We start from the raw sequence: 21,878 nt of genomic DNA, 5'->3' as shown, positions 1-21,878 counted from the left end.
CGCGGATGGCCTTGCGAACAGGAGTAACACGCTGGATCCTGTTGCGATGGCGAGTTCTCTTGATGAGCACACCTGATCGTGCGGAAGTCGGCAGGCTTACGAGTTACCACGACGACGCCAGCAAGTACGTCGTCCACTTTGGTCGACGCCGCATCCCGGAAGACGCTGGCGATTTGAATGCGTTCAAAATCGGCGGGCCCCACTGGTGCGAGAGGCTCACTGACGTCGTCAAGGTCTTCGACTTCTTCATGCAGCTGCTTGAGGAACTTGCGTCGGAGTGGGGCAAGGGCTCGCTCTTGCCGGACCCAAGACGTGAGCCGGAAGCGTGGAGGCAACGCCTGCGCTGGGAGCAGACAATGACCTTGCGGTGTGCCCTAGATAGAACTCGGTCAGCTTGCAGACTTTGAACGGTTCTTGTTGGCCTACGGCGTGCTGGTGGGAGTTACATCAAGCACCTAAGCTGCGTACTTACGACTGTCTGCGACCCTCCGATGACTGGTGTTCTCTGCCGCTCAGTCGCTTGCTGCCTCTTCCGCCCCGGTATTCGCTGACGGGGATGTCCTTGACGAGACGCTGGAACCGCCCAGCTCGGGCCATGACGTTGGTGATCTCATCAGGCTCCGTGTTCCATCGGTTGTGCATGTTCACATCAACTTCGGGATCGTCCAGTTCGACCTGCCAGACGTAGAGACGGGTGAACGACCCTGGGTTGTCCAGGGCGAAACGTCCTTTCCTGTACGCCCAGTCGAGCGCGGCAGCTATGTCGGTCGTCGCCCAGAACATCACCCTGTCGTCCCGTTCGCCGTCCTGGTTGTTGACGAGGCCGAAGTCGTAGAGGGCGTCGATGCTCCTGGGCCTGGACAGATAGAACGGTTCTCCAGGCTGAATCTCGAATCGCGTGCCGTGAAAGTAGGGACCAGGCGGAACGTCGTCGCTGGTCCACGGGCGGTTGCGGTCCATGCGATTTAGTGTGGCCCATGTCGCTGGAATTGTCGGATGGATCTTGCGCTAGGCGGGAGACTGGCCCTGCGCCTGCTCCGTGAGCCAGTGAATCTCCCTGTGCTTGCTGATGGCATCGAATGTCGCTGGTGCTGCATCACAGACACGCAGGAAGGCCAAGACGAACAGCCAGTAGAGCTGTTCGGCAAGCAGGCGCTCGCCAATCCTGCCGTCAGTACGGAACTGCTGGCCGTGATGAGCCAGATGGTTACGTGCTTGAACCACCCGGCGCGCCCATGCGTCGGTGGCACTTGCAACCAGGTCGTGGAACGGTGGCCCGGCAAGATCAACCGACGCCTTGATGCGGTCGACGAAGTCGACATTTTTCGGCTTGCCGCGACGAACGGCATCGAACGACTCCAAGACAGCACAGGTGTTCATGATGCGGTCTTCGAGATACATCTCGTTGGTGTACCTCGTCGCCATGACTCGGCGTAGTTCAGTCGGGTAGGCGGCGGCTGCCGCCAGCCACCGCCCTATCGCCTCAGCCCCACCGAACTGAGCGAGCGTGAAGTACAAGTCGAACGTGTGAACCGGGCTGCTGTCATCGCTGCGGTGTGCCCATCGGCTGTAGTAGACGATGTCGTCTCGGAACGCTCGGATCGGCTGGCCGGCCAGGTTGTGGGCATGTAGTTCGGGGTGCTGGATGACTACCTTCTCCAGATCGGCGGTCTTGCCGGTCGCGATGGTCACCAGCGCACGGATGTCCATCGCGATGTCCGTGTGCTGCTCCAGTTGCCCCATCGGCTCGCGAACAGTGACCAGCCTCCAGGCTTGGGAGACTCCGCTCATGGTCTCCTGATCACCTACGTGACTGAGCACCTGCACGAGCTTCACAGTTGTTCCGTCGTGGCTGGTCACGTAGGGCGGCAGGCGGTTCGCGGTGATCACGGCGTAGGGATCAGGCTGTCCATCGAACGCTGGGAATCTGGTGTCCAGGCCGTTGGTGTCGACCCACGTCGTCAGGTGGCGCAGGTCGAAGATTGCTCGGTCGGCTTCGATGTCGTCCAGATCGTTGTACCAAGCGCCAGCCAGCACCCCGTTGACGGCGATGTTCTCGGGCATCTCCTCCAGGCCGTGGAGGCCGACGCCGTTGAGACTGAACGAGTTCAGCAGCGTGTAGGCGTGGTGTTGGGTCTCGCCGTGGATGACGGGGAACTGGTTCTCCAACTTGCTGCGGCGCTCTCGGTAGCGCTGGACGGTGCCATCCGACAGCGGGTTGTCCTTGAAGACGATCGGCCGGAGTTCTCCTAGCAGGTGCAGTCGTCCGCCATCCTGCGGGTGCCAGATGAGACGTCCAGGGACTCGCCGATCGCTGCTATCCGGCAGCCACCAGTAGCCGAGCAGGTCTAGTTCTTTGCTGTCGGTATCCACTGCCACGGTTGGAGTCTCCTTCGTGAGTGCGAGGCCCATCCAACCTCTCTACGTCAACCGCCTGCCTCGGGGTCTGACCTCAACGTTGGCATCCTTCAGCACCTTGAGGACGGTCGACTTGCCGATGCCGAACTCCTCGCCAACCTCCAAGGCGCTCACGTTGCCTGCCGTGTAGCGGTCGATGACTTGCTGCCGGAGTCGGTCGGTGATGCGTCGCCTCGTCGTGCGTGTCGAGGCAGGCGGTCGGAAGCCGCCCCTCTGTCGGGGAGGGTGTTGATCTTGGCCTGCCCCCGCTACAAAGTTCAGGCCGGGATTCAGTGCGAATCCCGGCCTGAAAGCATTTGAGAGTCGATCAACCCTCCTATGCGGAGGTCTGGTTCCGCAGCCACCCTTCGCGCGAGCCCGCGCCCGGTGGAGAGAGTTGGTCATGAGGAACCTACTCATCAGCCCCACCGTCCCCAACGATGCGGGCAACGGCGACAGGTCTCGGCGTGGGCTGACTGGCACGTTCTCGTTGCTGTTGTTGCCTTCGCTGATTCGGTGATCCGCTCAGGCGGCGATCAGCTTTCGTGGGATGCCGAAGCCGGGTGCGGGGCCTGATCGAGTCGTGATCAGCGAGCGGGCTTTCGAAGTCACTTCACCGTGTTGGCGTCCGTGTGGGCGAGGCCGACTGTGAGAACACCGGTCCGCGCAGCCAGGTGCAGGTTCCGCAGGAGCTCGTCATCGATGAGCGCCGCTCGGCGCTGACCATGCGGTGGGCGAGAGTGAGTCATCTCGCCCACCGCAGGTCAGATTGCCGTGCTGGTTGTTCGTCTGCCAGGTCAGTCGTCGCAGTCGCCGATGTCCCAGCTGGCGTTCGGGTAGGTGACCCTGCCTGTCCAGAGCTCCTCTTCATAGTCGGCGCCGGCCTCGAGCACCCAGAAGTCGACCGTTGCGTTCGCGATGAAGGAGATCGTGGCCTTGGCCCCGACAGAGAGCTCGGCGCATGCGCTGGTCTTCTTCCCGCTCCGGACCTTCGCCTCCGCCTCGATCGACGCCGGGACGAGGTCGATCTTCACGCCGGCCTTCGCTGTGACGAAGACGTTGTCCCAGCCGAAAGCGACCTCACCGCTGACGCCGAGGTCGAGTCCGATCTCGCCCGACATGGTCAGCGCGGCTTCCCCGACGTTCAGAGACTTGTAGGGGGCGGTGGTGTGCTTGAACTCGGTCTTGAGCTTGTATCCGCTCCACAGCCCGGTCCAGTCCACGTCTGCCACAGCCATGCCGCTGCTCTTGAGCCCGAAGGTGACGTCGATCTGCGGTCCTTCGATCCCGATGGAGCCCTCGGCCGAGGCCGTGATCAGTGGGGCAAGCGTGAGGTTCACCGGCACCGGGGCGTTGGCGAGTTGGAACTTCGCCTTTCCGAGATCCAGCGAACACTCGTACTTCCCGTTGAGCTTGATCGAGGGGTTCATCCCGACCTCGACACCACCCGTGATGTCCCAGGTGACCTCGCCACGGAACGCCGCTACGTCGACATCGAGGTTGACCTTCGCCTCGCCCACGAGGTTGATGTACTCGCCGGCCGAGACAACGGTGCCGCCTGATCCCTTGCACTCCACCTTCGGCTTGGCACGGTTCGACTGGACCACGGTGAGCGTCGGTCGGGCTGCGTCCAGGTCGACGTCGTCAGCGCTGGACAACACCCGGCTGGTCGTGGCCTGAGTAGCGCGGGGCCGGGCCGGGTGAGCGGCCTCCCAGGCCGCACGACGCTTCTCCACGCCTGCCCGCCAGTTGCCGCCCGGCGACGTGTTCTCGTCACCGACGAAGCAGTCTCCGCTGTCGGCGACCTTGGGGTTACGGCCGATCCCTGGCTGGATCTCGCCGACGTCCCAGCAACCGTCGTTGTCGGTATCGGGGCTGAGGGGGTCGGTGCCGCCGTACTGCGGCCAGATCTCGTTGTCGTGACGCAGGTCGAAGTCGGAGTCGACGTTCAGAGGGTCCGTGCCATAGGTGTTGAGCTCTTCGCCGTCGGTGAGCCCGTCGCCGTCGGTGTCGGCCTTCCTCGGGTTGAGCCCGAGTTGCTCCTCCATGCTGTCGCTGACTCCGTCGCCATCGGTGTCGGTGCCGACGCACTTCTCGTTGGGCAACTGCTTGCCGGCCGTCCGGGACGCGAGCGAGAGGCACTGGGTCTGGAAGACGCCGACGTCGAGCTGGGAGAGAACCACGCTCAGGCCCACGTTGGTGTTGACGATCGCTTCGTCGCCCTTGCAGGCTTCGATGCGTCCGTAGAACCCCTTGCTGCCTGCGACCTCCTGCGCCACCAGGAACGGGGCGCCCACGACACAGTTCGACTGCTTCGCCGCACGCCGAGCGAATCCGTGCTGGGCGCCCGCAGCATCGATCCGGGGCATCGGCGTAGCGCTGCGCCGAGCGCTGTTCCCGGCGCTGATCCGCACGGACACCTTCTTCCCGGGCAGAGCCTTCGCCTGCAGCGCCGCGAAATTCTGGGGGGCGATCGTGTTAGGAGCCAAGGCGTAGGAGGCCTTGCTGCCGTCCCAGCTGCCGGTTGCCACCGAGGTGCTGCTCTGCGGCAGAGCCTTGCCACTGGACGCGGTGCCGAACAACGTGAAGGTGTAGTCGGTCCCCGGCTCCAGCCCTGCGGCCTTCACCGACCTCGCGGTGGCCGAAGGCAGGCTGACTCCGGTGCCGTCGGCAGGCGAGGCTGCCGCGACCTTGCCGAGGGTGCGGCGTACGACGTAGCTGGCGTCTGCGGGGCCAGTCCACGACAGGTCCACGGAGCTCGGCGAGACCTTTCCTGTCTGCAGTTGTAGGGCGGGTGCCGCGACCACGGTGGTGAACTTGACCTGGGCGATCTGCTTGGGCTTGCGCTTGGTCGCCTTCTTGACCTTCACCACACCGTTGGCCGGCTTCAGCTTCGACACCGAGAAGGTCAGGCCGTTGGCGATAGCGGGACTGCCCTTCGTGACCTTGTAACGGCCCGGCGCGACCTTGACCTGCGTGGCGGACTTCTTGCCACGGCCGTCGACCACGACGGTCGAAGTCTTCTTCGTCTTCAGGTTGGTCAAGGTGAAGGTCGCTACTGCACCCGGGACGAGGGACTGGTTGGCGGCGCTGATCCGCACGGCGGTCAGCTTCTTCTTCGATTTCTTCGGGTTCGCCGCCGGGGCGGTCGGACTCGACTCCGCCGTGTCAGCGGTGGGCGTGGCCTGGGCGCTAGGACTGCTTGACAGCGGCGCAACCAGCAGAGCTGCCGCGACCGCGCCGACGAAGAGTCGCCGGATCGGGTGGGTCGCGGGCAAGGACGATGACATGTGAAGCACACTCCTGGGGATTGCAGGGGCAGGAACTACTGGCCGATGCCGATGCCGATGCCGATGCCGACGCCGGCCCGGGGCATCAGGAACAGGTCGGTTGCCGCGACGCTCGAAGACTCGGAGGCATCACGCGGACAACGAGAAGTGACCAACGCTGCGCTGTCCGACAGAACAGCGAGAAACAGGATTCACCGGGGCTCCTCTACAAGGGGAGAGGTCCGAGGCGACTCTCTGTCTTGACGATCTTTGCGATCGCCGTCTTAACGACCGCAAAGATGGCGCAGCCAGGCCCATTTCTAGCAGCGGCGCCAGACGGGTGCAACATGTTTCAGCGGAAATCTCGGTCGCTGGTGGTGAATGGCCGGCCCGTCTAGTCAGATGCTCGCCAGTGCTCTACATTCCTTCTAGTTGGTATGTACCTGGAGGTAGCCATGGCCACTCGTGACCTGTTGACCGCCGCCGGCCTCGATGTCCCTGATGACGAGATCGAGAGCATCGTGGCCTGGATCGAGGGATCACGGGCTCTGGCATCAGCGCTCTACGCAGGGGAGGCTCTACCGCCGCCACCTGCTGCGCCGCACGGTGGTCTGAGGAGCGATCGTGATGCCTGACCGGTTGCCCGAGACCATCCTCGGGGCTGCTGCGGCGATCCGCCGGAGTGAGGTCAGCTCGGCTGCGCTGATCGAGGCGGCCATCGCGCGCGCCGAGGCCGTAGACGATCGGCTCGGGGCCTTCATCACGCGCTTCGACGACGAGGCACGAAGCGCTGCGGCCCAGGCCGATGCAGAGCTCGCCAACGGGCGGGACCGCGGACCACTCCACGGCATTCCCATCGCCATCAAGGACATCCTGACCACGCGCGAGGGCCCGACCACCGCCCAGAGCTCCGCCCAGGATCCGTCGTGGGGTCAGGGGAGGGACGCCGAGGTCGTGGCCCGCCTGCGTGAAGCCGGTGCCATCATCACCGGGAAGACGACCTTGAGCGAGTACGCCGCCGGTTTCCCCGATCCCGAGAAGCCCTTTCCGGTCCCGCGCAACCCCTGGGATCTCGAGCGCTGGGCAGGCGGTTCCAGCGCCGGGAGCGCGAGTGCGGTCGCTGCCGGTCTGGCGTTGGGGGCGATCGGCACCGACACGGGAGGAAGTGTGCGGATCCCGGCCGGGTTCTGCGGTGTCACCGGCCTGAAGACCACGCTGGGGGCGGTGAGTTCCGATGGGTGCCTCCCGCTCGCCTGGTCCTTCGACAGCATCGGTCCGATGGCGCGTACTGCCGCCGACTGCCGCGCGATCCTCGATGCGATTCGGTCGCCGAACCCCACCGACCCGGTTGCGTCGAGCACCGACCTTGCCGGACTCCGGATCGGGGTCGACCGCCTCGCCGGAATGACGGCGGCAACCGACGACGGTCAGCCAGAGGCGTTCGAGCAGGCGCTGGCAGTCTTCGCCGAGGCCGGCGCCGAGATCGTCGAGTGCGCTCTGCCCCGTTATGTCGAGGTGACAGCCGCCAACTACGTGATCATGCTGAGCGAGGGACTGGCCTACCACCTGCCCGGCCTGCGGGAGCGGTGGCACGACTACGGGCGCTCCACCCGCCAGCTGTTGAGCGGAGGCTTGGCCTACTCGGGGCCGGACTATGTCCAGGCACAGCGTGTGCGTGCTCGGTCCTGGCAGGAGACCAGTGAGCTCTTCGAGCAGGTCGACTTCCATCTCAGCCCGATGGCCACCGTCGGTGCGCCCACGCTCCGTGACCTGCTCGAGGGCGATCAGTCCCTGGTCTTCGGCTCACTGCACACGCCCTACTGGGCCACGGTGGGGAATCCGACCGCAGCGGTGCCGATCGCTCCGACTGCCGGCGGCATGCCGCTCTCCCTGCAGATCGCCGGTCCCGCAGGGCGTGATGCGGCGGTGCTGAACGTGGCTGCCGCCTTTCAGGAGCGAACTGATCACCATCTGGCTCGACCGCCGCTCTGAGGGAAAGCGTGCCGGCCGTGGCCGGGACCGGCCTCAGTGCAGGAGAGCGTCAACGGCCGACAGCGCCGTCGTGTCGAAGGCGACGATCCGCGCCTCCCGAACGCGCGAGTCGGTCGTGCGCGACGTCTCGACGGCGGTGCGGATCGCGTCCTGGAGGGGCCAGCCGTAGACGCCGGCGCTGATGAGGGGAAACGCGATGGTCTCCGCGCCGAGCTCGTCGGCGACTTCCAGGCTGCGTTGGTAGCAGGAGACGAGTAGGTGACGATCGGTCTGGCCTGCGCGGTGGTTCGGGCCGACGGTGTGGATCACCCAGCGAGCAGGAAGCGCCCCGGCGGTGGTCCATCCGGCGTCGCCGGTGGCCAGGCCACGGGGGAAGCGCCGTACGCAGTCTGCGAGGAGCTCCGGTCCGCCGGCTCGGTGGATCGCTCCGTCGACGCCGCCTCCGCCGCGCATCCGGTTGTTGGCGGCGTTGACGATGGCGTCGACATGCTCGGTGGTGATGTCTCCGAGGGCGACGGTGACCTCAGTCATGGCGATGCCCCGCGAGAGCGTGCGGGAGAGGTGTGGCGGAGAACGGGGCACGGGCACGGGGCGACACGATCCCGACGCTACCCGTGCTGGAGAGGTCTCAGGTCGTCCGGACGAGAGTCTCCCGTATGCCGGCGATTGCGACGTCGTGCCACCGCCCGATGTCGCGCAGCAGATAGTGCCCGACGGGTCCCATGTCGGTATACCGGGCATCGGCGATGTGGCTCGCCCTCTCCACGAACGCCCGGGTCGCGCGAGCAGAGGTGATCCGGTCGTGGCGGCCGTGGGCTGCACGGAGCACCTTGCCGTGGAGCCGACCGACCGGCTCGTCCGCGGGGAGCCACGGCGCGAGCGCGACGACGCCGCGCACGCACGGATGATCGGCGACCGCGACGCCGGTGCGTGCGCCCATCGAATGCCCCAGGATCGCGACCGGGAGGCCGAACTCCTGCTCGAGCTGCGCCAGTGCCCACCGCGCGTCTTCGACGGGCGCGGGCGGGACTCCGGTGGCTGCGTTCCAGCCCTTCACCCGGTAGCGGAGCAGGACGGTCCCGATCCCTTCGGCAGCCAGCCGAGGGTGGAGCCGCCGGGCGAGTGCGCGGCCACGACGCCAGGAGAGGCTGCGGGCGTCGACCGGCCGAGCGCCCTGCTGGGCGCCCCCGTGCAGGAGTAGCACCAGGCCGCTGGGGTCCTCCGGCAGCAGGACATCGGTGAATAGCGGACGGATCTCAGACATCGTGGTGCATTCGGAGGCGGGCCCGGTGCCGGATGGGATGGTTCATCGCGTGGTGAGCGCCGCCGCCACGTGCTTCGCGGTCGCCTTGGCGGAGCCTGGGTTCTGGCCCGTGACGAGGTTGCCCTCAGCCACCACGTGGGAGACGAACGGCAGCCGGGCCTTCTCGTAGCGGGCACCGCGTTCCTTCGCGATCTGCTCGGCGTTGTAGGGGACGAGCTTGGCGACGCCGGCGAGCTCCTCCTCGCGCCAGGCGAAGCCGGTCATCCGACGGCCCGCGATCAGGTAGCTGCCGTCGGAGAGGGTGGTGTTGAGAAGGCCGCAGTAGCCGTGGCAGACGGAGGAGACGATCGCTCCGCGCTCGAAGAGCTCGCGGGTGATGAGCTGCAGGCCCTCGCTGTCGAGGAAGTCGTACATCACCGCGTGGCCGCCGGTGAAGAAGATCGCGTCATAGTCGGCAGGATCGACCTGGTCGGGACTGGCGGTGTGCTCCAGGAGCGCCATCTTCGCCGGGTCGCTCCGCCACGCCTTGGCCGTCTTGTCGTAGTTGGGGAACTTCAGGGCACGCGGTTCCAGGGGAACCGAGCCCCCGGCGGGGCTGACCAACGCCTGGTCGTAGCCGGCCCCGGCGAAGACGTGCCAGGCGTGGGTCAGTTCGGAGAGCCACAGTCCGGTCGGGTGCGACGGATCGTCGTAGTGTCCGACGTTCGTGACGACGTGCAGGACGCGCTTGGTCATGGTGATCACCTTGCCTGGATCGAGGTCGGGACGGGCATGTGCAGGGCCAGCTGCCCTTCGGTGACAACGTCGAGCTGGACGGTCCTGATCGGTGCCAGCGAGCGTACGTCGTCGGCCATACGACCCGACCCGAGCGTGAGGTCCACGCCTCGGGGGAGGCGCTTCGTGCCGGTGGCGAGCACGTTCGTCTGGCTGAAGGTCGCGTGCCACGCCCCGTCGATCGTGGTGTACGACGTCAGGGCGGTGACGAGCTCGCCGCTGCGATGACTGCGCGGCGTGGGAGTCGCCGTCGACAGAGCGATGTCGGTGCCGCCGCTGTCGTTGGCGACCTGGGCGGCGACCCGGCCCGTATCGATGTCGGCGTCGACATCGGCGACCCACTTCGGGAACCCGTACCCGTCGTGGCCGCGCACCTGGGCGATCTCGCTGCTGACCGGCAACGACAGCACATAGGTGTGGAGGTGCTCGTTCTTCAGCGCCGCCACGGTGTCGACCATGCCGAGGTTGCCATGCCGGGCCGGCTTCACGGCGATGCCGACTGCCGCCTCTGTGTAGAAGTCGATGTCGCACACGTCGTACCGGAAGAACATCACGGAGAAGAGGCCGAAGCCGGGCGCGACCTCGAGGGGAGCCAGCTCGCGGGGAAGCTGCGCACGCAGGGAACGGCTCGGCGCCAGCATGGTGAGGCGCGCGGTGGAGATCCGGTAGTAGAAGTTCGGGGAGAGGGTCGGGCCGACGGGGGAGTCGACGCGTGTCTTCGGCAACGGCCGGAAGAAATCGACGCTGCTCACTTGAGGGTCAGCTGCGACGGCGTCGAGATCGGTCTCCATGCGGTAGCGGTCGTACAGACCCCCCGCGGGTACGGCGACGGCTCGCCCGCCGAGGTCGACGGTGACCATGGGGTGGGTCCGGTCTGTGGATGCGGTCACGAGCGCTCCCGATATGTTGACGGCGTTTACATTGCTGATGCTATGAGCAGAATGTAAACGCCGTCAACACCGTGTGTCGTGGTGCGCGCCACGGCGCGGACGGGCGGGTCAGGAGTCGCGGATCGCCAGGATCGCCGCGAACGCGGAGCGGACGTGCTGGGCGACCTCCTTGTTCGATGCGGCCGCGAGCTTGCCGTCCATGTAGAGGTTGGCCATGCCGTGGGCGAAGGCCCAGCCGGCGTCGGCGAGGGCGCTCGGGTCGCCGGCCGGGAAGACGAGCTGCATGGCCGCCTGAAGCAGCTGGTGGATCTGGTCGGCGGCTTCGACGCGTTGCTCGTTGCCCTCGTCGCACGCGTTGGTGAACATCACGCGGAAGAGTGCGGGGCGGCGGAGGGCGAAGGCGACATAGGCGACCGCGAGCTCGCCCAGGTCGGCGGCGGTGGCCGGTGTCGGCTGGTCGGCCGTGAGGTCGGCGAGCAGGTCGCGTAGGCCCTCGGTGGCCAGGGCCGACTCCAGGGCGTCGCGGTCGGTGAAGTGTCGGTACAGGGCGGGCGCCGAGACGCCGACTTCTCGCGCGACCGCGCGCAGCGAGAACGACTCGCCGGCTTCCAGCATGCGCATGGCGGCGGCGAGGGCCGCTGCGCGCAGGTCGCCGTGATGATAGCCACTCCGGGCGGAAGTTGACACCGTTTACATCCCTGCCTACGCTCGATGTTATCGACGTAAACATATCGCATTCAGGAGCTTCTTGTGGCATCGACGACACCAGCCGCGCCGACTTCGCCGGTCTTCGACCCGCTCATCCTGCCCAGCGGCGTGGTGCTCCCCAATCGCCTGGCGAAAGCTGCGATGGAGGAGAACATGGCTGTCCGTGGGCAGGTTCCGGGAAAGGGGCTCTTCCGCCTCTACGAGCGATGGAGCAAGGGCGGCGCCGGGCTCCTGATCACCGGCAACGTCATGGTGCATGCCGAGGCGCTGACCGGGCCCGCGGGCGTCGTGCTCGACGCAGCGGCGCCACTGGAGCCGTTCCGGAGGTGGGCGCGCGCCGCCAAGAGCGGAGGGGCGCGGGTGTGGATGCAGATCAACCATCCTGGGCGTCAGATCCGCGCCGATATGCCGGGCGTCGCCTGGGGTCCTTCTGCGGTGCGGGTCGACCTCGGTCGCAACAGCAAGCGCTTCGCCGAGCCGACGGCGATGACGGAAGCGCAGATCGTGGCCACCGTGGAGCGGTTCGCCACCACCGCAGCGCGCGCCGAGGAGGCCGGGTTCGACGGTGTCGAGATCCACGCTGCGCACGGCTACCTGCTCTCCCAGTTCCTCTCGCCACTGTCCAACCGACGCACCGACGCCTGGGGCGGCGCCCTCGAGAACCGTGCCCGACTGCTGCTCGACGTCGTGCGCGCGGTCCGGGCTGCCGTGGCTCCGACCTTCGCCGTGGCGGTCAAGCTGAACTCGGCCGACTTCCAGCGCGGCGGCTTCGGGACGGACGACGCCGCGCGGGTGATCGAGATGCTCGCACCGCTCGGTGTCGACCTCGTCGAGCTCTCGGGCGGCAGCTACGAGGCGCCGGCGATGACCGGCCAGGCCGGCGACGAGCGCACCGCAGCCCGTGAGGCGTACTTCCTGACCCTTGCCGAGGAGCTTGCCGCCACCAGCCCGGTGTCGCTGATGCTGACCGGTGGGATCGTGCGTCGGCCGGTCGCGGAGCAGGTGCTCGCCGGCGGTGTCGCGCTGGTCGGCATGGGCAGCGCCTTGGCGGTCGACCCGGACCTGCCGAACACCTGGCGCACCGAGGCGTCAGCCGCCGTACGGCTGGCGCCGGTGGCGATCACCGACAAGGCGATCGCCTCCGCGGCCAGCATGGCGCGGGTACGCCGTCAGCTGCGACGCCTCGGTCGTGGCCGCTCGACCAGGCCGTCGACCAACCCCCAGGTCGCGCTCGCCCTGGAGACCTTGCACCAGCAGGGCGCGCTGCGCCGCTACCGCACCTGGCTCGCCGCGCGCTGACCCTCGTCTCGGCGTCCTGGCTGCGGTGCGACCGCGAGGACGCCGGCTGACGCGGCATAGTCTTCGCGACGTTCGACGCCACTCCCACCCCCACCCCACGACAGGAGCTCACCGACCGTGACTCAGCCGCTCACCCCCGCGCCGGTGGTGCTCGTCTCGCCGGCGATGGCCATCGGCTCGGGCTACTACCGGCCGCTCATCGAGGCGTTCGAGGCGCGAGGATGGCAGGCGCGGGCGCTCCCGCGACGGGGCTTCGAACGCGCCCTGCCGCCCGCCAGTCGGGCCCACGACTGGACCTACGCAGACGAGATCGGTGACATCGCCGACGCCGTACGACGGGCGCGGGCCGAGGATCCCGGCCGGCCGGTGCTGTTGCTCGGGCACAGCCTCGGGGCGCAGCTCGTGACGGGCTACGAGGCGGCTGGGTCGGAGGCCGATGGCGTCATCACCGTCGGTGGCGCGCTGCCGTACTTCCGGCACTACCGCTACGGAGGGTTGCCGCTCGCGCTGATGGCGGGCGTCGTCGTCCCGGCGACGACCGCCCTGTTCGGCCATCTGCCCCGTCCCGCCTTCGGAGGACCGGGGGCTCGGAGCCTGATGCGGGAGTGGGCGCGCATGGTGCTGACCGGGCGACCGCCGTACACGGTGGGGGAGCCGTTGGAGACGCCGAGCCTGATCATCAGCCTGGAGGGCGACGAGCTCTCGCCGGTGGCGGCGGTCGATGCGCTCGCCGAGCTCTACGACCCCGCGGCGCAGCAGCGGTGGCTCTATCGCGATGCCGACGTGCCGGCCGGTGCGTCCAATGACCACATCACGTGGGTGCGCACACCGGAGCCCGTCGTGGACCGGGTCCTGGCGTGGTGGGGTGCGCGCTCGCCGTTGCCCCGACGCGTCGGCTAGCGGCGTCCGGCTCGCGCGGCACCCTCTGCCAGGAGGAGCTGTGCGCCGGTGTAGGTAGCCATCACGACCGACTCCAGGCGTTGCGACGGCTCGGGGAGGAGGAAGGTCCGCGCTCCCAGGACGGTGTCGGAGGCGAGGAAGAGCAGCCCGCCGGCCGCGGTGAGCATCCGGGCATCGCGGGGGAGCGCCGGGTCGAGGTGGGTGGAGGCGATCGCGGTGGTCGAGAGCAGTGCCGAGTAGCCGAGGACGGTGGCGCCGAGGCGGCCGTTGCGCCGTGCCGCCACCATCGCGACGACGGGACCGCTCACGGCCCAGAGCGTGGCGATCGCGCGAGCAGCGCCGCCGTGCGCCAACGGCGTCCGACGGTCACGGTGACTGCCGAAGCCGGTCAGATAGGCGAGGTGCCCGACGCCGAAGGAGGTGGCGCCCGCTGCGAATGCGCGGTCGCCGTGCCGCAACAGCAGTACGTCGCCGCCCCAGCCCGCGCACTGGGCCGCCAGGGTGGTGGGCCGCAGGGGTGATGCCTCCGCTCGTGGGTCGGTGGCCAGCGCCGCACCGAGCACCGGGAGCAGAAGCGGCTTGGTCAGGTGGCGCAGGCGATGCGCGGCGGGTCGACTCGATCCGGCGAGCAGCGTGTCGAGGGCGGCGATCGCGGCGTAGGCGACCTTCAGTCGAGTAGGGGTGCGCACGGCGCAACGGTAGGGGTGCGGTCGCGCGGGGCGCAGCGGAACCCGAAAGTCGCGGGCGGGTACGGTGGCTGCGCTCGTACGCGTGCTTGAGGAGAGTGGACCAGTGAGGGATCCGTCCCGTTACGGTGAGCCGTCGCGCGGCCCCGCCCTGTGGTTGGGGCTCCCTGTCGGGCTTGCGTTGGCCGTGGTCGGCGGCTACCTGACTCTGTGGTCCTGGGGAACGGTCGGCGAGGAGGTGGGACCCTCTGCGTTCGGCTATCTGGGCCCGATCATCGCGGGCTTCGGGGTGGCGCTGCTCTGGGTCTGCCTGCGCCCGCGCCGCTGAGTACGCGTTACTGAGAGACCCGCGGAGAGCGCGAGGACCTCACTCCTGGGTTGCCGGCGCTTCGACGTAGGGGGCGAGGGTGAGGGCGAGATGCAGCCGGAGCCGGGCGTCACCGCGGTCGAGGTCGTAGCCGGTGGCGCGCTCGACCTGGGCCAACCGGTGGTAGACCGTCTGGCGGTGGACCGCGAGGCGGGCCGCCGTGCGCGCCACGCTGCCTGCCTCGTCGAGCCACACCTGCACCGTCCGGCGTACGTCGGACGGCGCGGAGGCGAGGAACCCGGAGAGCTCGGGGGAGAGCACCGTGTCGCGCAGGTCGGCGTCTCGGGCGACGCCGAGGAGAGCCAGTGGGCCCAGCGACTCCCAGGTGGTCACCTCGCCGGGAGCGCGAGAGCGGGCCACGCGCAACGCGACGGCAGCGCCGCGGTAGGCGGTGCTCAGGTCGTCGATGCCGGTGACGCGCGGGCCGACGGCAGCGCGAGTGCTGCGGTCGAGGGCGTCGACGCGCCGCCCCAGCCCGATCGCGGCAAGCAGCGCGTCCAGCGTCGTGGCGTGGTCGAGCAGGGGGGAGCGCACGACGACAGCCGCCGTTTCGTCGCCGGTGCGCACCCACAGCACGCCGGATCGGGTCGGCCGGCTGGCCACCTGGTCGAGGAGCTCCGGCCGTTCGACGAGCACGCAGTGCACCGGCTCGTGGAGATCGAAGCCACCGGCCCAGGCGAACTCGGTCACCGACTCCCGGGCGCTGGTCCGCGCCCCCTCGATGACTTCGCGGAACAACTCGTCGCGGTGCACCTGCCGGCGCTCGGCGACATTGAGCAGTCCGGCAGCGCTCTCCGCGATCCGCAGGGCCTCGGGCCAGGTCGACGCGGCGATTCGGTCGTCCGGGTCGATCAGCCAGAAGTAGCCACGGACTCGGCCGAGGTGACGGGCGGGCACGCACAGGCGGCCCACGATCCCCAGCGCGTCATCGCCCGGGATGCGAAGCGGCCCCGGTGCGGTCTCGATGCCGTGGGAGCGGAACCAGGCGCGCACCTCGTCGGTGGAGCGGCGCTCCAGGATCGAGCGCTGGCGGACCTGGTCGACGACGTCTCCGCCGTGATGGTCGGAGAACCCGATCAGCCGGAACTCCGCGTCCTCCAGGGTGCAGGGGGCATCGGTCAGGCGCGCCATCTCCTCCACCAGCTCGTCCAACGAGGTCATGCGACAAGTGTCGCAGGCGGTGTTCTGATCATGTGACATTCGTCGGTTCCTTCCGGCGATCCGTCCTCCTACCGTGGAGGCATGACCGTGAGCCCGCTCAGCACCGTGCTCAACCGCGCCTCTCGCAGCGCCCGCACCCGGCGGGCGGTCGAGTCGTTCCCGCTGACCCGTCGGGTCGTTGACCGCTTCGTGGCGGGGGAGACCACAGCGGATGCCCTGGCAGCGACGGGTCGCCTCGTGGCCGCCGGTCGCCGGGTCACCCTCGATGTCCTCGGTGAGGACGTGCACGACCTGGCCGGCGCGCTCCAGACCCGGGACGCCTACCTAGACCTGCTCGAGGCGTTGGCGCGGGCGGGCCACGCCGCCGGCGCCGATCTCTCGCTCAAGCTCTCGGCGCTCGGACAGGCACTGCCTGACGGCGCTGCGATCGCCACCGACCACGCTGCGCAGGTGTGCATGGCGGCCGCGGCACACGGGTGCACAGTCACCCTGGACATGGAGGACCACTCCACCGTCGACTCGACCTTGGCCATCGGTGCAGAGCTCCGCGCGGACCACCCCTGGGTGGGCAACGTGCTGCAGACCAACCTGCGCCGCACTCCAGGAGACATCGCGGCGCTGGCCCGTGCCGGCGTACGGATCCGGCTGGTGAAGGGCGCCTATCGCGAGCCCGTCTCGGTCGCCTGGCCCGGAAAGGCGGATGTCGACCGCGCCTACGCCGAAGCGATCGAGGCGCTGATGGCCGCCGACTGCTACCCGATGATCGCCACCCACGACGAGGCGCTGGTCGAGCACGCGGTCCGTGCTGCAGCACACGCCGGACGCGGCGACGCCGACTGGGAGGCACAGCTGTTGCACGGGGTCCGGCCCGCGCTGGAGCAACGTCTGCTCGACACGGGCCACCAGGTCCGGGTCTATGTGCCGTTCGGCACCGACTGGTACGGCTATTTCATGCGCCGACTCGCCGAGCGCCCCGCCAACGTCGCGTTCTTCCTGCGCGCGCTCGCCCACCGCTGACCCACGAGAGGAACTGAGATGGACGCCATCACCACCCCGCCGGCTCCCGTCAACGAGCCCAACCTCAGCTACGCGCCGGGCACTGCCGAGCGCGCGGAGCTCGCCGCCGAGCTAGCAGCACAGGTGGGTACCGTGCGCCAGCTCGATGCCCACATCGGTGGCGAGCGCGTCGCGGGCCGGGGCGAGGAGATCCAGGTCGTGCAGCCACACGCCCACCAGCAGGTCGTGGGCGTGCTGCGCAACAGCACAGCCGACGACACCCGGGCGGCGATCGCCGCTGCCCGCGAGGCCGCGCCGGGCTGGCGCGGGCTCTCGTACGACGACCGGGCGGCGATCCTGCTCCGTGCCGCCGAGCTGCTTGCCGGTCCCTGGCGGCAGCGTCTCAACGCGGCCACCGTGCTCGGCCAGTCGAAGAGCCCCTTCCAGGCGGAGATCGACGCCGCCTGCGAGCTCATCGACTTCTGGCGGTTCAACGTCCACTTCGGTCGTCAGATCCTCGCCGAGCAGCCGATCCGCAATGCGCCGGGGGTGTGGAACCGCACCGATCACCGGCCGCTGGAGGGCTTCGTCTACGCGATCACGCCCTTCAACTTCACCGCCATCGCGGGCAACCTGCCGACTGCCCCCGCGCTGATGGGCAACACGGTGCTCTGGAAGCCGTCGCCCACCCAGCAGCTCGCCGCCTCGCTCACCATGGAGCTGCTCGAGGAGGCGGGCATGCCGCCCGGCGTCATCAACATGCTGCCGGGCGACGGCCTCGCGGTCTCCGAGGTCGCGCTTGCGGACCCCGGGCTGGCGGGCATCCACTTCACCGGTTCCACCCCGACCTTCCAGCACCTGTGGCGCACGGTGGGGGAGAACCTGTCGTCGTACCGGAGCTATCCGCGGTTGGTGGGGGAGACCGGGGGCAAGGACTTCGTGATCGCCCACCCATCGGCCGATCCCGCCGTGCTGCGGACCGCGCTGATCCGCGGTGCGTTCGAGTACGCCGGCCAGAAGTGCTCGGCAGCTTCCCGTGCCTACGTGCCCCGGTCGTTGTGGGCCCGGATGGGCGACGACCTGATCGCCGAGACCGACGCGCTGCCGATCGGCGACCCGACCGACTTCGCCAACTTCACCGGCGCCGTCATCGACGGCCGGGCGTTCGCCAAGCACAAGGCGGCGATCGAACGGGCGTCGTCGACAGCCGGGCTGCACGTCGTGGCCGGCGGCACCGTCGACGACAGTGTCGGATGGTTCGTCCGCCCGACGATCGTGGTCGCCGAGGATCCTGCAGACGAGATGTTCCGGACCGAGTACTTCGGGCCGATCCTCGCCCTCCACGTGTACGACGACACCCGGCCCGGGGCGTTCGAGGAGATCGTGCGACAGGCCGAGTCGATGGCACCGTATGCGCTCACCGGTGCAGTCCTGGCCACCGACCGGCGGGCCATCGACTGGGCCAGCGAGGAGCTGCGGTTCGCCGCCGGGAACTTCTACGTCAACGACAAGCCGACCGGTGCCGTGGTCGGGCAGCAGCCTTTCGGTGGTGCGCGTGCCTCCGGCACCAACGACAAGGCGGGGTCGATGCTCAACCTGCTGCGCTGGACCTCGGCCCGGTCGATCAAGGAGACACTGGTGCCGCCGATCGACCACCGCTACCCGCACATGGACGTTCCGGGCAGCTGAGGGGAGCGCAGGGCGCTACCGCGCCGCGGCGCTCGCGTAGCTGCGCCGGGCCTCGACGACCTGCTCCATATGCGTCGTCGCCCAGACCTCCAGGGTGTGCAGCGGCGTGCGCAGGGAGTGGCCGAGCGGAGTGAGCTCGTAGTCGACGCGCGGGGGTACCTGGGGGAAGACGGTGCGGGTCACCAGGCCGTCACGCTCGAGGCTCCGCAGGGTCTGCGTCAGCATCTTCTGGGAGACGCCGTCGACGGCCTTGGCGATGTCGCCGAACCGGCGCGGTCCCTCGGCAAGCGTGCCGATCACCAGGACGGTCCAGCGATCTCCGATGCGGTCGAGCAGGTCGCGGGTGGGGCAGTCGCGGACGTAGGGGTCCCAGGCGGGGCTGGCCATCGCTCTCTCCTCGGTGCGTGGGTTACTTCAAAGTGCCTACTCCCCAACGGGAAGTTACTCACCAACAGTAACTGTTAGGTCTGGTGAAGAGACTCTTCCGGCGGCCCCTGTGGCCGACCCGACCTATCTAGGAGTGGAACCCATGGCACGCATCACCATCCTCGGCGGCACCGGCTACGCAGGTCGCAACATCGCGGCGATCGCGGCACGCAACGGTCACCAGGTCACCTCCTGGAGTCGGAGCCTTCCCGAGGGGCGGCTTGACGGCGTCGACTACCAGAGTGGTGACGTCGCCGATCCCCAGACCCTGGGCCGGGCGTTGGGCGAGACCGACGTCGTCGTCTCTGCGCTCTCACCGCGTGGCGACCTCGAAGGCGCCGGGCGGCTGCGGGCCCTGGAGGCGTCGATCGCCGAACTCGCCCGCGAGCGCGGCCTCCGCTTCGGCGTCGTCGGGGGCGCCGGCTCGCTGCTGGTCTCCGCGGACGGCCCGAAGCTGGCCGAAACCGACGGCTTCCCTGACGAGTTCAGGGCCGAGGCGGCCGAGATGGACGGCGTCCTGCAGGATCTGCGTGCCGGCGACGCCGAGCTCGACTGGTTCTTCGTCAGCCCCGCCGCAAGCTTCGGCCCCTGGGCTGCGGGCGAGGAGACCGGCAGCTATCGCATCGGCGGCGATGTGCTGCTGGCAGACGAGTCCGGCGAGTCCCAGATCTCCGGCGCCGACTTCGGTCGTGCCGTCGTCGGCGAGATCGAGCAGCCGCGCCACCGTCGGGCCCGCTTCACCGTCGCCTACTGATCGGGCTGCGTGGCGGGGAGCCGCGACGGCGCCTGACGGGGTCACGGGCGGTCCGGCCCCGCCCAGGTCGAGGGCGCATCGCTCGCTGCCATCGATTGCTCGCTCATCTGGTCGACCAGGGCATCGGCCTCGGCGTGCGTGCGTGTGGTGCGCGCGGTCCGAGGGGTTGCCTCTGAGGCTGGGTCGTCGGGCCGAGTTGTCATGGGAAGGCCTTCCTCTCCTAGTGATCCAGGCTAGCGCGGTGGCGCTAGGGTGAGGCCGTGGACGACGCGACCCTCGCTGCGCACCTGGTCACCGAAGCGGCAGCCCTGGCCCGGCGGATGCGGAAGGCGGGCATCGCGGTGCAGCACAAGTCGTCGATCTCCGACCTCGTCACCGACGCCGACCGCGCCGCCGAGAGATTCGTGGTGACCGAGCTGCAGCGACACCGACCGGAGGACGGCGTCCTCGGCGAGGAGGGCGCGGCGCACGACGGCACCTCCGGCAGGCGCTGGGTCATCGACCCCGTCGACGGCACCTACAACTTCGCCAACCGGCTGCACCACTGGTGCTCTGCCGTGGCGCTGCTCGACGGCGAGGAGCTGGTGCTGGGCGCGGTGGCCCACGCTGCCGGCCGTCGGGTCTGGGTCGGTGGCCCGCAGGTCCCCACGACGGAGAACGGGAAGCCGGTCGAGCGGCTCGACGACCTGCCCCTCGACAGTGTCGGCGCGGCGACCTACCTGCATCCCGGCTGGATGGACACCGATGCTGTACGCCGGGCCTGGCTGAGCGCCGCCCGAGGGCCAGCCACCTTGCGCACCTTCGGGTCGGGATCCATGGAGATGGTCGAGGTCTCGCTCGGTCGGCTCGGCGTCTGGTTCCAGCACTCGACGCCTCCGTGGGACTGGTACCCGGGTGCGGCGCTGGTCCAGGGAGCCGGTGGTACGGCGCGGGTGATCGAGGTGGGTGGGTTCGCCTGGCACGTGGCCGGACGCCCGCTCGCCGTCGACGGCGTGGTCGAGCTGCTCCACGCCGCCGACTGACGCAGCGCGGCGCTCAGGCCTTGTGGTGCGTGTGCGCGACGTAGACGTCGCAGTGCGCGTGGGCGGCGACGTCGCGGGCGACGCTGCCCAGCACCCGTGCGATGCCCTGCACCCTCTTGTTGCCCACCACGATGACGTCGGCGTCCACCGCCTCTGCTGCGGCGACGAGAGCCTCGCCCGGCTGACCCTCGGCGGGAGCCACGGTGACCTCGAGGTCGGGGAACTCCTTGCGCACCGACAGCGCCACCTGGCTCGCGATCGTGTCGGCGTCCTGCTCGTTGCTGAGCAGCATCTTGTCGGAGCCGACGGTGATGGTCTCGGCCTGGAACTTGCCGTACGCCGAGATCAGATGGAGCCGACCTCCGAACGCCTGGGCCAACTCGGCCGCCTTGCGTGCCGCGGCGGCTGCCGTCTCGCTGCCGTCGACGCCGCAGACGATGGTCTTGCTCATGGGTCCTCCCTGGGAACTCGGGCGTTGGTTGCTCGTGAACCTACCGCGTGCGGGTAGCAGGCGGGAGAGTCGCCGGAGGACTGTGTCCGCGCTTGTGGGACGATCGAGCCAGCGACGACTCAGGAGAGGCGGGGATAGATGGCCAGGATGTCGGTGGCCGATCGACGCGAAGCGCTGGTCGGAGCGGCGCTCGCTGTGATCGAGCGGGACGGCGTGCACGCTGCCACGACCCGAGCGATCGTCGCCGAGGCGGGCATGTCGCTGGCGAGCTTCCACTACGCCTACACCTCGCGTGACGAGCTGCTGGAGGCCGTCGTACGCCGGGTGGTCGACGGGTACGCCGCAGCCGAGGCCGATCTCGAGCTCGACGGACCGGTCCAGCTCGAGGCGCTCGCCCACGCCGCCATCTCCCACTACGTCGAGCTGCTGCGCGCCGATCCGGCTCGGGAGCAGGGCATGATCGAGCTGTCGCTCTACTCGATCCGGACGCCCGAGCTGCGCACCATCGCCACCGCCCAGTACGGCGCCTACCACGCCTTCGCGGAGTCGGTGCTCCGCCGGATCGCGGAGCACTGCGAGGTGACCTACCGCGTCGAGACCGCGCTGTTGGCGCGCATGGTGATCGCCATGACCGACGGCCTGACCCTCGACTACCTGGTCACCCGCGACGAAGCGGCGCTGGAACGGCTCACTGAGCTGGTCGTCGCCTCGGTGCTGCAGCAGGTCGAGCGGTAGCTGTTCTAGCCCGCTCGCGTCGACCAGGAAGCGGGACGTCCTGCGTTCGTCGGCCTGGCGGCCTTCGAACGCAGGACGTCCCGCTGTGGTGTGCCTTG

The 21,878-nt window shown here is 68.9% G+C and carries 21 protein-coding genes; 9 read left to right on the top strand and 12 right to left on the bottom strand.

Annotation, left to right across the window (positions count from 1 at the left end):
• Window positions 1-468: 468 nt before the first annotated feature.
• From DNK54_RS19000 to DNK54_RS18990, 3 genes are all read right to left on the bottom strand, one after another.
• Window positions 469-960, bottom strand: a complete 492-nt coding sequence (locus DNK54_RS19000) for a hypothetical protein (RefSeq protein ID WP_110208584.1) — start codon at window positions 958-960, stop codon at window positions 469-471.
• Window positions 961-1,008: 48 nt separating this feature from the next.
• On the bottom strand, window positions 1,009-2,379 hold the full coding sequence (locus DNK54_RS18995; RefSeq protein WP_162602556.1) for an ApeA N-terminal domain 1-containing protein: 1,371 nt from the start codon (window positions 2,377-2,379) through the stop codon (window positions 1,009-1,011).
• Window positions 2,380-3,194: 815 nt separating this feature from the next.
• Window positions 3,195-5,687, bottom strand: coding sequence for a fibronectin type III domain-containing protein (locus DNK54_RS18990; RefSeq protein ID WP_162602555.1), 2,493 nt, complete (start codon window positions 5,685-5,687; stop codon window positions 3,195-3,197).
• A gap of 606 nt (window positions 5,688-6,293) precedes the next feature.
• Between DNK54_RS18990 and DNK54_RS18975 the strand changes: the two genes are divergently transcribed.
• On the top strand, window positions 6,294-7,658 hold the full coding sequence (locus DNK54_RS18975) for an amidase (protein ID WP_204164699.1): 1,365 nt from the start codon (window positions 6,294-6,296) through the stop codon (window positions 7,656-7,658).
• 33 nt (window positions 7,659-7,691) lie between these two features.
• On the opposite strand, the gene DNK54_RS18970 is transcribed toward DNK54_RS18975, so the two are convergent.
• From DNK54_RS18970 to DNK54_RS18950, 5 genes are all read right to left on the bottom strand, one after another.
• A complete protein-coding gene (locus DNK54_RS18970; RefSeq protein WP_110208656.1) occupies window positions 7,692-8,189 on the bottom strand; it encodes an O-acetyl-ADP-ribose deacetylase in 498 nt (165 codons plus the stop codon).
• A 97-nt stretch (window positions 8,190-8,286) separates the two neighbouring features.
• Entirely contained in the window at window positions 8,287-8,922 is a 636-nt protein-coding gene (locus tag DNK54_RS18965) for an alpha/beta hydrolase (protein ID WP_110208579.1), read from the bottom strand.
• A gap of 42 nt (window positions 8,923-8,964) precedes the next feature.
• Complete coding sequence (locus DNK54_RS18960; protein ID WP_110208655.1) at window positions 8,965-9,657, bottom strand: type 1 glutamine amidotransferase domain-containing protein; 693 nt, start codon at window positions 9,655-9,657, stop codon at window positions 8,965-8,967.
• 5 nt (window positions 9,658-9,662) lie between these two features.
• Complete coding sequence (locus DNK54_RS18955; protein ID WP_204164698.1) at window positions 9,663-10,586, bottom strand: acetoacetate decarboxylase family protein; 924 nt, start codon at window positions 10,584-10,586, stop codon at window positions 9,663-9,665.
• A gap of 108 nt (window positions 10,587-10,694) precedes the next feature.
• A complete protein-coding gene (locus DNK54_RS18950; protein WP_110208577.1) occupies window positions 10,695-11,273 on the bottom strand; it encodes a TetR/AcrR family transcriptional regulator in 579 nt (192 codons plus the stop codon).
• Window positions 11,274-11,336: 63 nt separating this feature from the next.
• On the opposite strand from DNK54_RS18950, the gene DNK54_RS18945 reads away from it, so the two are divergent.
• Window positions 11,337-12,593: an NADH:flavin oxidoreductase/NADH oxidase family protein gene (locus DNK54_RS18945; RefSeq protein WP_110208576.1), complete on the top strand. Its 1,257-nt coding sequence runs from the start codon at window positions 11,337-11,339 to the stop codon at window positions 12,591-12,593.
• 117 nt (window positions 12,594-12,710) lie between these two features.
• Window positions 12,711-13,493, top strand: coding sequence for a serine aminopeptidase domain-containing protein (locus tag DNK54_RS18940; protein WP_239460191.1), 783 nt, complete (start codon window positions 12,711-12,713; stop codon window positions 13,491-13,493).
• Here the strand turns inward: DNK54_RS18940 and DNK54_RS18935 are convergent.
• Window positions 13,490-14,182 carry a lysoplasmalogenase gene (locus tag DNK54_RS18935; RefSeq protein WP_110208575.1) on the bottom strand — a complete coding sequence of 231 codons (693 nt, stop codon included), beginning with the start codon at window positions 14,180-14,182 and terminating at the stop codon, window positions 13,490-13,492. The genes DNK54_RS18940 and DNK54_RS18935 overlap by 4 nt on opposite strands.
• Before the next feature lie 103 nt (window positions 14,183-14,285).
• Here DNK54_RS18935 and DNK54_RS18930 point away from each other — a divergent pair, with 103 nt between their 5' ends.
• The gene (locus DNK54_RS18930; protein WP_110208574.1) at window positions 14,286-14,507 is read left to right on the top strand and encodes a hypothetical protein; all 222 of its coding nucleotides are present in this window, start codon (window positions 14,286-14,288) and stop codon (window positions 14,505-14,507) included.
• Between the two features lie 39 nt (window positions 14,508-14,546).
• Here the strand turns inward: DNK54_RS18930 and DNK54_RS18925 are convergent, their stop codons facing one another.
• Window positions 14,547-15,707, bottom strand: a complete 1,161-nt coding sequence (locus DNK54_RS18925) for a PucR family transcriptional regulator (RefSeq protein WP_162602554.1) — start codon at window positions 15,705-15,707, stop codon at window positions 14,547-14,549.
• A gap of 81 nt (window positions 15,708-15,788) precedes the next feature.
• Here DNK54_RS18925 and DNK54_RS18920 point away from each other — a divergent pair, with 81 nt between their 5' ends.
• Window positions 15,789-16,724 carry a proline dehydrogenase family protein gene (locus DNK54_RS18920; protein WP_110208572.1) on the top strand — a complete coding sequence of 312 codons (936 nt, stop codon included), beginning with the start codon at window positions 15,789-15,791 and terminating at the stop codon, window positions 16,722-16,724.
• Between the two features lie 18 nt (window positions 16,725-16,742).
• Window positions 16,743-18,392, top strand: coding sequence for an L-glutamate gamma-semialdehyde dehydrogenase (pruA, locus tag DNK54_RS18915; RefSeq protein WP_110208571.1), 1,650 nt, complete (start codon window positions 16,743-16,745; stop codon window positions 18,390-18,392).
• Between the two features lie 15 nt (window positions 18,393-18,407).
• Here the strand turns inward: pruA and DNK54_RS18910 are convergent, their stop codons facing one another.
• On the bottom strand, window positions 18,408-18,779 hold the full coding sequence (locus DNK54_RS18910) for a winged helix-turn-helix transcriptional regulator (protein ID WP_110208570.1): 372 nt from the start codon (window positions 18,777-18,779) through the stop codon (window positions 18,408-18,410).
• Window positions 18,780-18,921: 142 nt separating this feature from the next.
• Here DNK54_RS18910 and DNK54_RS18905 point away from each other — a divergent pair, with 142 nt between their 5' ends.
• Window positions 18,922-19,572: an NAD(P)-dependent oxidoreductase gene (locus DNK54_RS18905; protein WP_110208569.1), complete on the top strand. Its 651-nt coding sequence runs from the start codon at window positions 18,922-18,924 to the stop codon at window positions 19,570-19,572.
• Between the two features lie 260 nt (window positions 19,573-19,832).
• Window positions 19,833-20,594: an inositol monophosphatase family protein gene (locus DNK54_RS18900; protein WP_239460190.1), complete on the top strand. Its 762-nt coding sequence runs from the start codon at window positions 19,833-19,835 to the stop codon at window positions 20,592-20,594.
• 13 nt (window positions 20,595-20,607) lie between these two features.
• Here DNK54_RS18900 and DNK54_RS18895 read toward each other — a convergent pair whose 3' ends face one another.
• The gene (locus DNK54_RS18895) at window positions 20,608-21,045 is read right to left on the bottom strand and encodes a universal stress protein (RefSeq protein ID WP_110208568.1); all 438 of its coding nucleotides are present in this window, start codon (window positions 21,043-21,045) and stop codon (window positions 20,608-20,610) included.
• A 138-nt stretch (window positions 21,046-21,183) separates the two neighbouring features.
• On the opposite strand from DNK54_RS18895, the gene DNK54_RS18890 reads away from it, so the two are divergent.
• The gene (locus tag DNK54_RS18890; protein WP_110208567.1) at window positions 21,184-21,780 is read left to right on the top strand and encodes a TetR/AcrR family transcriptional regulator; all 597 of its coding nucleotides are present in this window, start codon (window positions 21,184-21,186) and stop codon (window positions 21,778-21,780) included.
• The last annotated feature ends 98 nt before the right edge of the window (window positions 21,781-21,878 follow it).

The sequence above is a fragment of the Nocardioides daejeonensis genome (assembly GCF_003194585.1).
GTDB lineage: Bacteria > Actinomycetota > Actinomycetes > Propionibacteriales > Nocardioidaceae > Nocardioides > Nocardioides daejeonensis.
The sequence above is the reverse complement of the archived record's forward strand: the minus strand, read 5'-3'. Positions and strand labels throughout refer to the sequence as shown.

Bases quoted from the DNA above. Each gene is read 5' to 3' on its own strand.
- DNK54_RS19000 (WP_110208584.1), bottom strand. From the start codon at position 960: ATGGACCGCAACCGCCCGTGGACCAGCGACGACGTTCCGCCTGGTCCC.
- DNK54_RS18990 (WP_162602555.1), bottom strand. From the start codon at position 5,687: ATGTCATCGTCCTTGCCCGCGACCCACCCGATCCGGCGACTCTTCGTC.
- DNK54_RS18975 (WP_204164699.1), top strand. From the start codon at position 6,294: ATGCCTGACCGGTTGCCCGAGACCATCCTCGGGGCTGCTGCGGCGATC.
- DNK54_RS18970 (WP_110208656.1), bottom strand. From the start codon at position 8,189: ATGACTGAGGTCACCGTCGCCCTCGGAGACATCACCACCGAGCATGTC.
- DNK54_RS18965 (WP_110208579.1), bottom strand. From the start codon at position 8,922: ATGTCTGAGATCCGTCCGCTATTCACCGATGTCCTGCTGCCGGAGGAC.
- DNK54_RS18960 (WP_110208655.1), bottom strand. From the start codon at position 9,657: ATGACCAAGCGCGTCCTGCACGTCGTCACGAACGTCGGACACTACGAC.
- DNK54_RS18925 (WP_162602554.1), bottom strand. From the start codon at position 15,707: ATGACCTCGTTGGACGAGCTGGTGGAGGAGATGGCGCGCCTGACCGAT.
- DNK54_RS18920 (WP_110208572.1), top strand. From the start codon at position 15,789: ATGACCGTGAGCCCGCTCAGCACCGTGCTCAACCGCGCCTCTCGCAGC.
- pruA (WP_110208571.1), top strand. From the start codon at position 16,743: ATGGACGCCATCACCACCCCGCCGGCTCCCGTCAACGAGCCCAACCTC.
- DNK54_RS18910 (WP_110208570.1), bottom strand. From the start codon at position 18,779: ATGGCCAGCCCCGCCTGGGACCCCTACGTCCGCGACTGCCCCACCCGC.
- DNK54_RS18905 (WP_110208569.1), top strand. From the start codon at position 18,922: ATGGCACGCATCACCATCCTCGGCGGCACCGGCTACGCAGGTCGCAAC.
- DNK54_RS18895 (WP_110208568.1), bottom strand. From the start codon at position 21,045: ATGAGCAAGACCATCGTCTGCGGCGTCGACGGCAGCGAGACGGCAGCC.
- DNK54_RS18890 (WP_110208567.1), top strand. From the start codon at position 21,184: ATGGCCAGGATGTCGGTGGCCGATCGACGCGAAGCGCTGGTCGGAGCG.